The sequence below is a fragment of the Thalassospira sp. A3_1 genome (assembly GCF_017744215.1).
GTDB lineage: Bacteria > Pseudomonadota > Alphaproteobacteria > Rhodospirillales > Thalassospiraceae > Thalassospira > Thalassospira lucentensis_A.
Map to the genome: position 1 here is coordinate 21808 of NZ_JAGHQQ010000007.1, position 15169 is coordinate 36976.

The 15169-nt window shown below is 54.3% G+C and carries 10 protein-coding genes and 1 pseudogene; 2 read left to right on the forward strand and 9 right to left on the reverse strand.

Annotation, left to right across the window (positions count from 1 at the left end; genetic code table 11):
- Positions 1-25 precede the first annotated feature (25 nt).
- From J7395_RS20375 to J7395_RS20390, 5 genes and pseudogenes are all read right to left on the reverse strand, one after another.
- Complete coding sequence (locus J7395_RS20375; protein ID WP_209223517.1) at positions 26-1447, reverse strand: DHA2 family efflux MFS transporter permease subunit; 1422 nt, start codon at positions 1445-1447, stop codon at positions 26-28.
- A complete protein-coding gene (locus tag J7395_RS21115) occupies positions 1437-2927 on the reverse strand; it encodes a diaminobutyrate--2-oxoglutarate transaminase (RefSeq protein ID WP_348541255.1) in 1491 nt (496 codons plus the stop codon). Before J7395_RS21115 ends, J7395_RS20375 begins: the two co-directional genes overlap by 11 nt.
- A 3-nt stretch (positions 2928-2930) precedes the next feature.
- A pseudogene (locus J7395_RS21120) lies at positions 2931-4061 on the reverse strand (alanine racemase); the annotation flags it as partial.
- Positions 4054-5871: an IucA/IucC family protein gene (locus J7395_RS20385; RefSeq protein ID WP_209223521.1), complete on the reverse strand. Its 1818-nt coding sequence runs from the start codon at positions 5869-5871 to the stop codon at positions 4054-4056. The gene J7395_RS20385 and the pseudogene J7395_RS21120, both read right to left, overlap by 8 nt.
- A gap of 886 nt (positions 5872-6757) precedes the next feature.
- On the reverse strand, positions 6758-7915 hold the full coding sequence (locus J7395_RS20390; protein WP_209223523.1) for a hypothetical protein: 1158 nt from the start codon (positions 7913-7915) through the stop codon (positions 6758-6760).
- 446 nt (positions 7916-8361) lie between these two features.
- On the opposite strand from J7395_RS20390, the gene fdhA reads away from it, so the two are divergent.
- Positions 8362-9552, forward strand: coding sequence for a formaldehyde dehydrogenase, glutathione-independent (gene fdhA, locus J7395_RS20395; protein WP_062953491.1), 1191 nt, complete (start codon positions 8362-8364; stop codon positions 9550-9552).
- A gap of 111 nt (positions 9553-9663) precedes the next feature.
- Here the strand turns inward: fdhA and cysN are convergent, their stop codons facing one another.
- The 4 genes from cysN to J7395_RS20415 all read right to left on the reverse strand — a co-directional run bounded on the left by cysN (position 9664) and on the right by J7395_RS20415 (position 14674).
- Positions 9664-11583 (reverse strand): sulfate adenylyltransferase subunit CysN, encoded by a 1920-nt coding sequence (cysN, locus tag J7395_RS20400; RefSeq protein ID WP_209223525.1) that lies wholly within the window; start codon positions 11581-11583, stop codon positions 9664-9666.
- Positions 11583-12488, reverse strand: a complete 906-nt coding sequence (cysD, locus tag J7395_RS20405) for a sulfate adenylyltransferase subunit CysD (RefSeq protein ID WP_062951982.1) — start codon at positions 12486-12488, stop codon at positions 11583-11585. The genes cysN and cysD overlap by 1 nt, the downstream gene beginning before the upstream one ends.
- Before the next feature lie 211 nt (positions 12489-12699).
- Positions 12700-13161: an Lrp/AsnC family transcriptional regulator gene (locus tag J7395_RS20410; protein ID WP_062951983.1), complete on the reverse strand. Its 462-nt coding sequence runs from the start codon at positions 13159-13161 to the stop codon at positions 12700-12702.
- A gap of 100 nt (positions 13162-13261) precedes the next feature.
- Entirely contained in the window at positions 13262-14674 is a 1413-nt protein-coding gene (locus tag J7395_RS20415; protein WP_209223527.1) for an aminotransferase, read from the reverse strand.
- 189 nt (positions 14675-14863) lie between these two features.
- On the opposite strand from J7395_RS20415, the gene J7395_RS20420 reads away from it, so the two are divergent.
- On the forward strand, positions 14864-15160 hold the full coding sequence (locus J7395_RS20420) for a hypothetical protein (protein ID WP_139190028.1): 297 nt from the start codon (positions 14864-14866) through the stop codon (positions 15158-15160).
- Positions 15161-15169: the final 9 nt, after the last annotated feature.

Genomic DNA, 15169 nt, shown 5'->3' on the forward strand with positions numbered 1-15169 from the left:
GTTTGCAGTATTCATGTAAGGATGATCAGAGGTCAGGCTTGGGGGAGACTGGTGCCTGGACAAGCACCTTTGACGGCAGATGACATGCCAAAGGCAGAAGGCCCGCAATCAGTAGACCCGTTGCCAAAAAAACCTGACTGATGGCAGCCATTTCTTCCTGTGCCGCAGGGGCATGTGTCTGGCGGTGCCATTCAAGATAAGCGGATGCGATCACAATTCCGGCGGAAGACAGGATTCGTCTGGAAATGTTATTCATCGCAGCCCCTTGTGTAAGGCGGTTTTCCGGGATGGCATTCAGGCCTGCGGTCGTTACCGGCATGTAGGAAAGCCCAAGTCCGATGCCGCGCAGGATCATCAGGGCAAATATCCCCCACAAGGGAGTGTTTGCATCGCTTGCGGCTAGTAAAAATGCCGCAATGCCGGTGATGACAAGGCCGGTTGTGACGGTGAGCCTGGGGCCGTGCCAGTCGAGCCAGCGACCGCCAATATTGACAAAGATGCTGCCGGAAACGGCCGTGCACAAAAGTGCTGCGCCTGTCCATACGGGGCCATATCCCATCACGGTCTGAAGCTGCAACGGGATCAGGATGAGCGTTACGAACATGCCGACCGATTGTATGGTCGTGATCACAATGCTGATCCGATAGCAGGGATAGGTGAACAGGCCGAGATCAAGCAGGGGAGCCGGGCTTTTGCGTTCCGTTCTGATGAAGTAGGCAAATGCAAATACAGCAAGTATTGGCAGACCCCACATAGCCAAAACAGGAAGCATTTCTTCTGACAGAAGATTCAGCCACATCATTGTCACGGCAATCGCCAGCGTCGCAGACAGAAACCCCCTGGTGTCAAAAGGCTGCCTGTCATTTGCATCCTGCCGACCTGTCGGCAGGCCAACGAGAGCGACAACAAAGGCGCTTAATCCGAATGGGATGTTCATGATGAACAGGACCTGCCAGCTTGCCAGTTCCAGTGCTACCCCGCCGACAAAGGGCCCGACAGCCGGGGCTAGCATGACGGCAGTGCCCCAGATGCCGGTGATCCTGCCGCGTTTTTCTTTCTCATAGACGGAAAATATCAGGGGCAGCGACAGAGGGATCATCAATCCCCCTGCAATACCCTGAACTATTCGTGCCGCAATCACCCAGTTGATACCGGGGGCAAGCGCGCCAAGAGATGAGCCACAAACGAACAGGCCAAGCCCGATCAAATACAGGCGCCGTTTGCCGTACCGGTTACTCAGATAACCGGTAAGCGGCATCGTCAATCCCATCGCCATCATAAAGCCCGCAACGATCCAGCTTGCAAGCAGAGGGCCGGTGTCGAAAGTCTTCATGAATTCCGGCATGGCCGGGTTGAGCGCACTGTTGTTCAGGCTGACCGTCAGGGTTCCCAGCAGCACCGATACCATCACCACCCGGGGAGGCAGGTTTTCAATCTTATTCTGCAACGTTAAGTGTCCGTTGTGCGCAGTTTTCGGTGATTGCATCGCTGAAGATCTCGATGACTTTCAGCATTTCGGCATTGCTGATGATCAGAGGCGGCAGGAACCGCAGAACGGCGGAATGGCGTCCTCCGACCTCAAGGATAAGGCCTCGATCAAAGCAGGATTTTTGAACGGACCGGGCGAGAGCCGGATCTGCTTTCGGATAGCCCTGGATATCCGATGTGCGATCCTCGATCATCTCCACGCCCAGCATCAGGCCGCGCCCGCGAACATCGCCAATTTGCGGGAAGGCTGTCTGAAGGTTTCGAAGGGCGGATTCAAGTTGCTGGCCGATAGCCGCAGCGTGCCCGGCAAGATCGTTTTCGCGAATGTAGCGCAAGGTGTTTCTGCCTGCGGCCATGGCAAGCTGATTACCGCGGAAGGTTCCGATATGGGCGCCGGGTTGCCATTTATCGTATTTCCTGTGATAGGCTATAACAGATAATGGCAAACCGCCGCCGACAGCCTTGGACATCACAACGATATCGGGTGTGATGCCGGAATGCTCGAAGGCGAAAAGTTTTCCGGTGCGCCCGAAGCCGGTCTGCACCTCGTCAATGATCAGAAGTACGTCGTGTTCCAATGTTAACTGGCGCAATTCTTTTAGCCAGTCATCCGGGGCAGGGATGGCACCGCCTTCCCCCTGTACAGCTTCCAGAATGATGGCTGCCGGTTTGGTGACGCCGCTTTCCGGATCGCCAAGGACAGAACGGATGAAATTGAGACCGGCTTTTTCGCCGGCCCTGCCGCCGAGCCCGAAGGGGCAGCGATAATCATAGGGGTAAGGCATGAAATGGACATTGGGCACCAACCCTTCCAGTGCTCCCTTCTGGTGCAGGTTGCCGCTGAGGCTCATGGTTGCGTGGGTGCTGCCATGATATCCTCCCTGGAAAGACAGGATAGTACTGCGACCCGTAGCAATTTTTGCCAGCTTGATCGCGGCCTCGACACCATCTGCGCCGGTCGGCCCGCAGAAATGTACGCGCGCATCGCGTGAGAAGGTTGCGGGCAGGCAAACGAGCAGTTCGTCAATGAACGCTTCTTTCGTGGCAGTTGTGATATCCAGGGTATGCAGCGGCACGTTGGCATCGATCATTTCCCGGATGGCATCGGTGACAACATTATGATTGTGTCCGAGTGCCAGCGTTCCTGCGCCGGCAAGACAGTCGATATATTCCTTGCCATCCATATCCGTAACGGTCAGCCCCCTTGCATGCCGGATGGCAAGAGGGAACCTGCGGGGATAGGTGCGTGCACTGGATTCACGGATTGCCTGTTGCTGCAACAGATCGGTGTTGCTGACTTCTATTGCCGTGTAGTCCCTTGTTGTGTGAGCGGTTCCTGTCGTCTGTGACTTCGGCCCGGCCGGGATGAAGTCGATCAGGGGTTTGGGGTGACACAGAAAATCGACATGTGAGATGTTAAAGCCATAGGCACCGGCCATTGGCAGAACCAGCAGGCTGCCAACCTTTACGTTTTCCAGTTCCCGGTCTCGGCTTAGCACATCCTTGGGCGTGCATAATTGCCCGGCAATGTCGAATATGCCAGACTGAGCAGCCCCATTTCCCGTGCGCGACAAGGCATCGGGGAAGTGAAGAACAGGATGATTATGGTTCTGGGCAGCAGGCAGTCTGAATTGATGGGTTCCGCCGCGGCATACAAGGAAACGACGGGCGTGGCTTTCCTTGATATCGAGAACCTCAATTCCGTAATATCCGCAAAAAGCGGTGATGAACCGCCCCGGTTCCAGCCGGATTTGGGGCGGGTTTTCGGTTTTGCGCAAGCTGTCTTCAAGATGCCGGCAGAAGCCGGTCCAGTCGAATTGCCCGGCTTCGGTGTAATTGACGCCGATACCGCCACCGACATTGAGATGCGTCAGGGTGCCAGGATCGCGTGCCAGGGATTTCCATTCGGGCCATTTTCCCAGATAAAAATCGATCAGGGTCTGATGACGCCTGCTGTCTGTCTGATGAGACATTGCATGAATGTGGAACCCCTTCAGTTGAAGGTTCGGGCAGTTTTCCGCCAGTGCGATTACTTCGGGCAGTCTGGCTTCTTCGATGCCAAACGGCGTTGCGGTTCCGGCCATTGACAGCTTTGTCTGCATGTTTTCGGGCAAGGCCGGATTGATGCGGATCAGGATATTCTGGGTTTTGCCGAGTTTACGGGCGGCAGCATCCAGCAGGCCGAGCTCATGCATGCTTTCGACATGAATGAATTCCACGCCCTTTCTGATCGCGGATTCCATATCCGATGTCAGCTTGCCCGGTCCGGAGAAGACGAAAGGCTTTGTCAGGCTGCAATTCGCGATACGGGCAATTTCCCCGCCCGAGGAAATTTCAAACCCGTCGACCAGTGGCGCAATGGTTTCGAGAATTTCCGTTTCGCTGTTGGCTTTGATGGCATAGTAAAGTTCCACCCCTTTGGGCACCGCGGACATGACCTGATTTACGTGGTTTTTCAGTGCCTCCAGGTCATAGACAAAAGCGGCAAGAGGATCGGGTGTATCCTCGGCCAGCGCTTTGAAACGGCTCAGCACGGCTTCGCTGACGGTCCCGGACATGTCTGTGTTATTCATGATCGCATTCCTCGCTGTGCCACGGTGCTTTCAATGTGACGTAACCGGCATCTCGATCAGCCTGGGCGGCCAGTCGCACTTTGAAGTTGGTTTTGCAGGCCACTTCGCCGCTGGCGATCAACTGATCAATCTCAGGGGTCGGGCCGTGAAGGTCGCGGGAAATTTGGTGAAGTTCGCGACGGACCTGCTGCCACATGGTGTTTGCAAGTCCGGGACTGTTTTCGCTTAAGGCCAGAATGGCCTCGCTCAGATTATTGACAAAAAGGCAGTAGCTGATGCGTCGCCACCCGGCCTCTCGACTATATTCCATGGATTGGCGGACAGCCGGGTGAACGGTTGCGTCAATATGCGCGATCCCTTTGTCCGAGGTCAGCTTGACCCCCTCGTAATCGCGCAGAAGCAGTCTGGCAACATGGCCATTTTCATGGACGATGACCGTATTTTGCAGATGCGGCTCCATGACGATGCCGTGATTGTAAAACAGGAACAGAACCGGCTTCAGAAGTGCTTTCAGATAGCAGGTAAACCATTCGAGTTTGGCGCGGTCATCCTGGTCAAGCTTCCAGCGGGCAAAGTAACGGGCGCAATTGGATTGCAGGTCAAGATCGCGGGCAAACAGGGTGGCGGCGATCACGCATTGTTCGGCACCTTCGGTCTTGCAGAAGTTGCGGCGCAGGATTGCGCCGGTTTGTTCCCGGAACCAGATGCTGTCTTCGGGATCAGCACTTTCGGGGCTCCAGCTGATCGTGGCGGGTTCTTCAATCAGGTTCATGCCTCCTGTGGACGCGGCGGCGGTGCTGGTCAGTTCGCGAAGAAGGCGGTTGATCCTGATCGTGCTTTCGAGTTCGTACCACGCATTTTTGCGAACGCAGTTTGTAATGCGGATATTCAAGGAGCCCTTGATGAAATAGTCGTGCCCTTCGATATACATCGTCCGGATCGAGGCGGTGGGGCGGGCGTGAAAACCTGTTTCACCGAGATCGCGGATAATGCCTGCCCGTAGCAGTCGCTCCACGCGAGGATTTCCAAGAAAAAGCCTGGCCTGAACAGGGTGCAGTGAAATCCGTGCATATCCCGGCGGGCAGTTGCTTTGATCCGCGATGCCGTCCAGCACGTCTGAATGGCTGGTGTCATCGGTTCGGATATTCAGCCCGGATGACGGGACCTCAAGCACATGCATCCGCACCTGCGGGGAAAATTCCGGCGAGTAACGGGCAACGGGTGCGTTATTTGGCCAAAGCCGTGCTTTCGGGGCCGGATGGGACGGGTGACCGAACCATAAGTTCTGCTCGCTTGCGATATAGTCGCGGAAGGGATCGGGCTTTACGGTTTCGGCATGCAGGGCGATTTCTTCGCTCAGCGTGATGCTGGACTGAATTTGTTTTAGCAGCTCGCCATTGACCGGTGTCTCTGGCGCTGCACAGCTTGACAGAAGGCGGGCGGCAAGCAGTTCCGGGTCGAGCTGTTTCCATCGTCCGCCGGGCAGCTTGCCGTAGATATGCGACAGATAATACTGACTTCCCATGCCGGATTTCCGGTCAACGAGCACAAAGAACTCGGATTGGTCGGGCATGAAGACATGCATCGGAACAATGTGACCGGATGCATGTGTAATCTCGACCGGAAGACGATCACGATCCTTGGGCCATTGATAGCGGATCAGACCCTGGGGCAGGGCAAATTCCTTGACCAGACAATTGAAAAGCGCGTGCGCTGGTGGCGATTGTGCAAGCGTTGACGGTCTTGCACCAGATTTTGACAGGGGCGATTGCAGGGTTTGCTCTTCTTTTTGGATCGTGATTCCAGCCATGGTCTATGTCCTTGTTTCTATTGTTGAATAGAAATTCGTCACCTGTCTTTCCCGGCTAAGTGCATATCTCTGTTTGACATTCTTCTGTCAGTTAGAGATGTGGTTTATATTTAAGGTTGTTGTAATGTTTTATGGCTCATTTATTGCGGGCACGCTAATGATATTAATAATGATTGTCAATCGCGAAATGGGGGCGGGGGAAATTTTCACAAAACCGATATTTTCGCGGATCGAGAGATGGTGCTGAGAGCGCCAAGAAAAGGTGCCAGTGGCACGTTTTAAGCCGAAAGTCGGGCATGGGGGTGAGCCCGCGCGCAGATTGCGTGAAGCCCTATCCTGCATCCTGTCCGGTGCCTGCTGCCCGATGCATTTTGTGAAAAAGTTCTTGATTTGTTCTTTTATTTATGGCATAAGAGAAAAGTCAACGGGAGAAATGCACCCGGACCGAAACCCGCAAGGCCTTGTGCCTCGCGGGTTTTTGCGTTTGGGGCTGGATGAAAGAGGTGATCAGGATGCAGCGGCAAAGATGCGGGCATCGACACGGGCAGGGCGGCGGGGCGCTCCGCAGGATATGGATCGGCGGATGGCGGAGCCATTACGGCGGGATTCTGCCCAAGGACTAAGGGGACTAACCCGGTCATTTGTCATGACGGGAGAGGTGCGTCTTGTTGGGGAGGGATAAGTTAAATCTGCCGGGAACGGCAGCGATGGCAGCAGCGGGCAGCGTTGAGCTGTGGCCCGTCGATGGTGGACCGGTGGGGGCCCGTGCGCCCGAAGTTTGTCCGGGCTCCATCGGTTGCCGGAATTCTTGGCATTGCTGAAGTCACCGAAGCGGGTGATCGAGGTGGCCTGTTGGCAAGAATGGCGCAGGATTCTCGATCATTGATTATTTTTCTGGCCAATTTTCCGAAAGTTGAAGTGCGTCGCGAATTTTTCTGCCCCTTGCCCACGTAACGCGTTCGTTTTCGGCGAGGGCATGATCAAAGTCTCGAAGTTGTAGCGGCAAAGATTGTCTAGGTTCCGGATGATGATAAATTACTGCTCTTCGAGAAGTTAAGTTCCAAGGCAAAGCATTCTCAAATATCCATACGCCGCTGACACGTGTATTTTGAAGGCCTTGTGGGCCAACCCAAGCACCATTTGGCTCGCGGCTCATTCTTGGGTTCGCTTGAAGATTATCTGGATCTAAAAGACATACTTCCTCTCCAAACAGAGCCTGCACTTCATCTATGCGGTCAACGGACATTGTTTCGACATTTACAGCGATAAGAAGGGGGAGGTCTAAGTCTCCATACTTCCCACTTTTGTGGCGAACGGCATCGCGAATTGCCTTCCAAGTGCTAGCAAACTGGACTCCAGTGAAGATAGCACCAACCGATCTTGTATCTAGGCCACGCTTTTCTGCGCGCTTGGGAAAGGCATTTATTTCAATCCGCCATCCATCATCTTCCCAAACCATCGTGGGAAATGGCTGTTCGTTGTCAATTTCTTCAGAAACTGCGTCAGGGTCGAGGCGAGCCAACCAATCGCTGATCGCACGTTTCAGTTTTCTGCCGGAAGGTGGGCGATCAGGATGTCCGCGAGAGGTGAAACCAATGAAGAAATTCGGTGATTCTAAACTATCAAGTGCTTCAAGTAACACTGAGGTGCGTCTTCGCGCTGCGACTTCAATTTTGCTAAATTCAGAGGCAAGAACAGCTTCTACATATAGTCGTTGGCCGTCAGGATAGGTGACCAAAAAGTCAGGTCGCGAAGCTCTGTCGTTTGGGAGGCGTGGGTGGACTTCAATTCGGCATCCAAGGTTTGTAAAAATGGCGAACAACAACATCTCGAAAGTGGCGGAGTTGAAGTGTCTTTCGTCATTGCTACGAATCCTAGCAACCAACTCATCTCGTTCTTCTGGCGGGAATAATTCAATCCAACTATTAAGCAAATTGCGAACTTGTTGGAATTCTGCACGACCAGACCTATCCAAAAATTCGTAGCTTGTTTCCGTGTGGTGTCTGGCTTCTGTTGACTCTCGGACTTTGTCTTCGAAGATCATTTCAAGCTCGGTGCGAAATATAATACGAACATCCAATATCGCATACTAAGAGCACGAAGACATAAACTTAAGCGTGTAGAGGTAAAAACACCCCGCCCAAAAGTACATGCGAGTTCTCAGCTCAGGGCCCGAAAGCCAGAATCCAAACCACGCCAAAGCCCAACCACTTACACGAGATCAACCTGATCCGCATTGATCACCTTGCTCCACCCCTAACAAAAAACGACGGCTAACAGCGCGCCCTTGTCACGCCACCACATCCCCCCGTGCGCAATGGTACTCTCCATTCGTCGTATTCGTTCAGTCCATATCCTCCGGGTTTTGCTAGTCTCCGTGATTGCAATCATAGGATGGTTTTTGTCCTCCGTTTTCCGGGCAGGAGCCTGCTGATTGGAATGGAAGGTCGGGAAGTAATTCCGGCTTCATATAATCGGAGGAGGAAGCAGATGAGCAGCAACAGAGGTGTGGTGTATGTCGGGCCCGGCAAGGTCGAGGTTCGTGACATTGCCGATCCGGTGATGGCATCGCCCAATGGCCGGAAGCTTGACCATGCCGTCATTCTGAAAGTGATCAGTACCAACATTTGCGGATCGGACCAGCATATGGTGCGCGGCCGCACGACCGCGGAGCCGGGGCTGGTTCTGGGGCATGAAATCACCGGCGAGATCATCGAAAAGGGCAGCGACGTCGAGCAGCTTGAAATCGGGGATATCGTATCGGTCCCGTTCAACGTTGCCTGCGGGCGGTGCCGGTGCTGCAAGTCGCAGGATACCGGTGTGTGCCTGACGGTGAACCCGGCGCGTGCGGGGGGTGCTTATGGTTATGTCGATATGGGCGGCTGGATCGGCGGGCAGGCGCGTTATGTCATGGTGCCCTATGCCGATTTCAACCTTTTGAAATTCCCCGACCGTGAACAGGCGATGGATAAAATCCGCGACCTGACGATGCTGTCCGACATTCTGCCGACCGGTTTCCACGGTGCGGTGCAGGCCGGTGTTGGTGTCGGGTCCATCGTGTATGTTGCCGGTGCCGGACCGGTCGGCATGGCCGCCGCCGCATCGGCGCGTATCCTGGGTGCGGCCGTGGTGATGGTCGGTGATTTCAACAAGGAACGTCTGGCACATGCATCAAAGATGGGCTTTGAGGCGGTCGATCTGTCGCAAAGTGACCGTCTGGGCGAAATGATTGCCGAAATCACCGGAAGCCCGGAAGTGGACAGTGCCATTGATGCGGTCGGGTTTGAAGCCCGCGGGCATACGGGCGGCGAGCAGCCGGCGATTGTCCTTAACCAGATGATGGAAATCACGCGGGCTGCCGGTTCCATCGGCATTCCGGGGCTTTACGTTACCGAAGATCCCGGTGCGGTCGATGATGCGGCCAAGCAGGGCAGTCTGTCGCTTCGGTTCGGGCTTGGCTGGGCCAAGGCGCAGTCGTTCCATACCGGGCAGACGCCGGTGATCAAATATAACCGTCAACTGATGCAGGCGATTCTGCATGACCGCCTGAAGATTGCCGATATCGTCAATGCGCAGGTGATCTCGCTTGATGATGCGGCGAAGGGTTATGAGAGCTTTGATCAGGGGGCGGCCAAGAAATTCGTGCTTGATCCGCACGATGTTCTGGCGAAGGCCAGCTAGTCGCGAGGCTTGGACTAACCCGATTGAAACGAAAAACGGGAGCCAATGGCTCCCGTTTTTTTGATCTGTATCGACCGGTTTGGTCGTTAGCAGGCTTACCCTTCCAGATGATCAGATTTCCGGATACCACGCACCCAGAACACCGAATTCCTCAAGTTTGGCAACGATGATCTCGGCGGCCTGTTCGGCGGTTTGATCGGATGTGTTGACCGTGATCTCGGCGTTTTCCGGTGCTTCATAGGGGCTGTCGATCCCGGTGAAGTTGGCGATCTTGCCTTCGCGGGCCTTTTTATAAAGGCCTTTCACGTCGCGCTGTTCGCAGACTTCAATTGGGGTGTCGATAAAGACTTCGATGAACTCGCCATCTTCGACAAGGTTACGCGCAAACTGGCGTTCGCTTTTGAACGGCGAGATGAAGGATACCAGCGTGATGATCCCGGCATCGACAAACAGCTTGGCGGTTTCACCGACGCGGCGGATGTTTTCCACCCGGTCGGCATCGGTAAAGCCAAGGTCCTTGTTCAATCCGTGACGGACATTGTCGCCATCAAGTGTGTAGGTGTGCTTGCCCATGGCATGCAGTTTTTTCTCGACCAGGTTGGCGATGGTCGATTTACCGGCACCCGAAAGACCCGTGAACCACAGAACGGCCGATTGCTGACCTTTCTGATAGGCACGTGATTTTTTGTTGATGTCCATTTCCTGCCATTTGACGTTGGTCGCACGGCGAAGCGAATGGTTGACCATGCCTGCGCCAACGGTGGCGTTGGAATAACGGTCGATGATGATGAACCGGCCCGAATGGCGGTTGTCATCATAGGGATCAAAGGCCAGTGCCTTGTCGGTTGCGATATTGGCAATCCCGACTTCGTTCAGTTCCAGTGTCTTGCCCGCAATATGTTCCAGCGTGTTCACATTGACCTTGTATTTCAGGTCGCTGATCTGTGCGTTGGTGACCTGTGCGCCCATCTTGATGATATAGGGGCGACCGGGCAGAAGATGATCTTCGTGCATCCAGATGATACGGGCTTCGAACTGGTCGGCAAATTCCGGGCGTTCATCCGGACGCGCCAGAACATCGCCGCGCGAAATGTCGATTTCATCTTCGAGGGTCAGGGTGACGGCCTGACCGGCAAAGGCCTGATCAAGGTTGCCGTCAAAGGTGACGATTTCCTTGACCTTGCTGGTCTGACCCGATGCGGTGACGGCAATCGGATCGCCCGGCTTGATAATGCCCGACGCGATGGTGCCGGAAAAGCCGCGGAAGTCAAGGTTCGGGCGGTTGACCCACTGCACCGGAAGACGGAATGGCTTTTCAATCGCATCCTGTTCGACCTGAACGGTTTCAAGATGCGCGAGCAGCGTCGGGCCTTCGTACCATGGGGTGTTCGGGCTGGCTTCGATCATGTTATCGCCTCGAAGGGCCGATAACGGGATTGGCGTGATCGAGCTATAGCCAAGGTCTTTGGCGAATTCTTTATAGTCCGCAACAATGGTGTCGAATTTGGCCTGATCATAGTCGATCAGGTCCATCTTGTTCACTGCCAGCACCACATGCTTGATCCCCAGCAACGAGGTGATGAAGCTGTGGCGGCGTGTCTGTGTCAGGATGCCTTTGCGGGCATCAATCAGGATCACGGCGACATCGGCGGTTGAGGCACCGGTTGCCATGTTGCGGGTATATTGTTCGTGGCCAGGGGTATCGGCGACGATGAATTTACGTTTGTCGGTCGAAAAGAACCGATAGGCGACATCAATCGTGATGCCCTGTTCGCGTTCGGCCTGAAGCCCGTCAAGCAGCAGGGCGAAATCAATTTCGCCATTCTGGGTGCCGACCTTGCGGCTGTCAGATTCAAGGGCCGCAAGCTGATCTTCGAAAATCAGTTTGGAATCCCAAAGCAGACGGCCAATCAGGGTCGATTTGCCGTCATCGACACTGCCGCACGTGATGAAGCGCAGCAGGCTTTTTTCTTCCTGGGCTTTCAGGTAGCCGAGAATGTCATCGGCAATCAGATCGGATTTGTGTGCCATCAGAAGTAGCCTTCCTGCTTTTTCTTTTCCATTGAACCGGCCTGATCATGGTCGATCATGCGCCCCTGACGTTCGCTTGAGCGGGTCAGCAGCATTTCCTGGATAATGTCGGGCAGGGTGGCGGCTTCGGACTCAACCGCACCGGTCAGCGGATAGCAGCCAAGCGTTCTGAAACGCACCGATTTCATTTCCGGCTTTTCACCCGGATTAAGCGGCATGCGGTCGTCATCGACCATAATCAGCATGCCGTCACGTTCAACAACCGGGCGTTTGGCCGAATAGTACAACGGTACAATCGGGATCTGTTCGAGATAGATATATTGCCAGATATCAAGCTCGGTCCAGTTCGAGATCGGGAAGGCGCGAATGCTTTCGCCCTTGTTGATCCGTGCGTTGTAAATATCCCAAAGTTCCGGGCGCTGGTTTTTCGGATCCCAGCGATGGGTTTCGGTGCGGAACGAAAATACGCGTTCTTTCGCGCGTGCTTTTTCCTCATCCCGGCGCGCACCGCCAAAGGCTGCATCGAACTTGTATTTGTTCAGCGCCTGTTTCAGCGATTGGGTTTTCATGACGTCTGTATGCAGGCTTGATCCGTGGGTGAACGGGCCAATGCCCTGATCAACGCCTTCCTGATTGATATGAACAATCAGCTCAAAGCCATATTCCGCCGCCACCTTGTCGCGAAATTCGATCATTTCGCGGAATTTCCATGTGGTATCGACATGCATCAACGGGAAGGGCGGCGGGGCCGGGTAAAATGCCTTGCGCGCCAGATGCAGCAAAACCGACGAATCCTTGCCGATGGAATAAAGCATCACCGGCCGTTCGAACGACGCCGCAACTTCGCGGATAATGTGAATACTCTCGGCCTCAAGCTGGCGGAGATGGGTCAGATTAGGCTGCATTCTCGTTCCTGACGATCAATCAAAACGGTGGAAAATAACACAAAATTTGTGTTTATAAATGTATTTCACGTTGCTTTGATGGGTAATATGGAAACGGCTTTGATGCAAGCGCGATCTATCCAAATCACACAAAAAAGATAACCACATATTTTCTAGTACAAAGGAAATATGTTCTTTGGGTGTTTTCTTTGTGGTCTATGAAGCCTGGACGTCAAACCGGATAGCCTTTGAAGGCCTTGGTCTGGGCCAAAGCGACATGGCCGATGAATTTGGTAATGCCAAGATTGCCGTGGATCATGTCTTCGGACAGGGAATGATAATGCTGCACATCGCGACAAACGAGGCACAGCATATAGTCATACGGTCCTGAAATCCGGTAGGCGGCAACGACTTCGGGGATGGTTTTGGCCGCATCGGCAAAACGTTTGTAATCGGCGGCGGTCTTGCCGGTTAAGGTGACCTCGGCAAAGACCCGGACATGCGGGCAGATTTTTTCGATATCAAGCACCGCGCGATAGCGTTTGACCACCGCTTCCTTTTCAAGCTTTTTGACCCGGTCAAGGCAGGGGCTCGGGCTTAGTCCCACCAGCTTTGAAAGGGCAAGATTGGTCAGCTTTGCATTGGCCTGAAGGGCGCGCAGGATTTTAAGGTTGATCTCGTCGATCTTGATCATCGGGGTCGCCGTTATCTTGTTTGCGCCACCTTACACATAAAAAAACGGCCCGACCAGTATCCCGGTCGGGCAAGTGGGGTAGGATTTGGGGGGGCGAAAATCAGGCCGCAATGCCCTTGCGTTCCTCGGCACTCAGTTCACCCATCACCTGATCAACCCCCTTTTTGATGGCATCGACCATCTGGTCGGCTTCGCGCCGGTCAAGCGTCAGGGGCGGGGAAAATGCCAGGCTGTCGGCGGTTGGAAGCGGGCGGACAATCACGCCATGATCGCCAATTGCTGCCGCACAGCGCGCCGCGATCTTGTGTTTCAGATCGAACCCGGTTCTGGTGTCGCGGACCGCCATCAGTTGCAAGGCACCCAGCAGGCCGACACCGCGCACTTCGCCGATATGGGCATGATGACCAAAGGTGTCGTTAAGCCGCGCATGCAGATAGGCTCCGGTTTTCGCCGAATTCGCGACCAGATTTTCGCCTTCGATGATCGCAAGGTTCGCCAGTGCCACGGTCGCCCCGACTGGATGGCCGGAATAGGTGAAGCCATGGGCAAATGCGCCGAGTGTTGCCGACCCGTCACGCAGGACTTTCCAGATATCATCGCTGATAAAGGCTGCCGACATCGGGAAATAGCCGCTGGTCAGGCCCTTGGCGGTGGCGATCATATCGGGGCGAATGTCATAAAGCTGATGACCAAACCAGTGCCCGGTGCGGCCATAACCACAAACAACCTCGTCACAGATGAACAGGATATCGTGCTTTTTCAGAACCGCCTGAACGGCCTTGAAATAGCCCTTTGGCGGGGTGATGACACCACCAGCGCCCATGATCGGTTCGGCAATGAAGGCACCGACCGTTTCCGGGCCTTCGGCGATGATCAGGTCTTCAAGCTCGTTTGCCAGCCGGGCCGAAAACTGTTCTTCGCTCTCGCCCGGTTTGGCTTCGCGGTAATAATGCGGAAGCGACGTGTGTTTGACTTCAGGGATCGGCAGGCCGAAATTGCGATGAAAGGATGCAAGCCCGGTCAGGCTGGCGGTGGCAATGGTGGTGCCGTGATAGGCCTGTTTGCGGGCGATGATCTTGCGTTTTTCCGGTTTGCCGCGAAGCCCGTTATAATACCAGACGATCTTCATCAATGTGTCGTTGGCATCCGACCCGGAACTGCCAAAGAAGACCTTGGTGATGTGAGCGGGCATTTTCGCCACCAGCTTTTCCGCCAGCTCGATCTGGGCCGGGTTGGATGCCCCGGCAAAGGTATGGAAATAGCCCATCTGATCGGATGCGGCCTTCATCGCATCGCCGATCTCGGTCCGGCCATAGCCGATATTCATGCACCAAAGCCCGCCAACCCCGTCCAGCATCCTGTTGCCGTCGGTATCGGTAATGAACGCGCCCTTGCCCTCGACAAAAATGCGGGCCGGGCCGTTGTTTGACACATCGGCAACCACGGATGCCGGATGCAGGATATTGGCCGCATCCGATCTTTTAAGGAGTTCGGTATCATAGGGGGTCGACATGGCGGGTCTCCCGGACTTTGTGTGGGGCGTGAAGCTTGTTATTCCGGTTATTCTGCCACGGTTGGTCCGGTATTAAATTTTGAAGCTGGTAGACTTTACAGCAGTGGCTGCGGTTGAAACTCGTTGCCTTTGCAACCGAAGATAGTTTAATTTTCGAATCACTTTTTAATTTCTAAGTTTGGGGTAAAAATGTCTGAAATTGCCTGCCCACATTGCCATTATGTTTCTCAGAATGGAGTAAAGGTCTGTATCGGTTGCCAAGCAGAGGTGGTCTACGGAAGTACTTCAAGTGAAATAAAAACTGCCATGCTTTTCGGAGGTATTGGCGCATCGATATTGTCTAGTATTATTATGGCGAATTTCTTTGGGTATAGTTTTGCTGCAATGCTGGTTTTCGCAGCTATCGGAGCCGTGGTTGCGGTAGTTTTGACGGACAAAGCGCATCATGGAAACGTTAGATTCGTCCGACGTTACTTTAACCATTAGCACCGTAGA

Excerpts from the sequence above, each read along its gene's own strand:
- J7395_RS20385 (WP_209223521.1), bottom strand. The coding sequence starts at position 5,871 with ATGGCTGGAATCACGATCCAAAAAGAAGAGCAAACCCTGCAATCGCCC.
- cysD (WP_062951982.1), bottom strand. The coding sequence starts at position 12,488 with ATGCAGCCTAATCTGACCCATCTCCGCCAGCTTGAGGCCGAGAGTATT.
- fdhA (WP_062953491.1), top strand. The coding sequence starts at position 8,362 with ATGAGCAGCAACAGAGGTGTGGTGTATGTCGGGCCCGGCAAGGTCGAG.
- J7395_RS20410 (WP_062951983.1), bottom strand. The coding sequence starts at position 13,161 with ATGATCAAGATCGACGAGATCAACCTTAAAATCCTGCGCGCCCTTCAG.
- J7395_RS21115 (WP_348541255.1), bottom strand. The coding sequence starts at position 2,927 with ATGGCCGGTGCCTATGGCTTTAACATCTCACATGTCGATTTTCTGTGT.
- J7395_RS20420 (WP_139190028.1), top strand. The coding sequence starts at position 14,864 with ATGTCTGAAATTGCCTGCCCACATTGCCATTATGTTTCTCAGAATGGA.
- cysN (WP_209223525.1), bottom strand. The coding sequence starts at position 11,583 with ATGGCACACAAATCCGATCTGATTGCCGATGACATTCTCGGCTACCTG.
- J7395_RS20415 (WP_209223527.1), bottom strand. The coding sequence starts at position 14,674 with ATGTCGACCCCCTATGATACCGAACTCCTTAAAAGATCGGATGCGGCC.
- J7395_RS20390 (WP_209223523.1), bottom strand. The coding sequence starts at position 7,915 with ATGATCTTCGAAGACAAAGTCCGAGAGTCAACAGAAGCCAGACACCAC.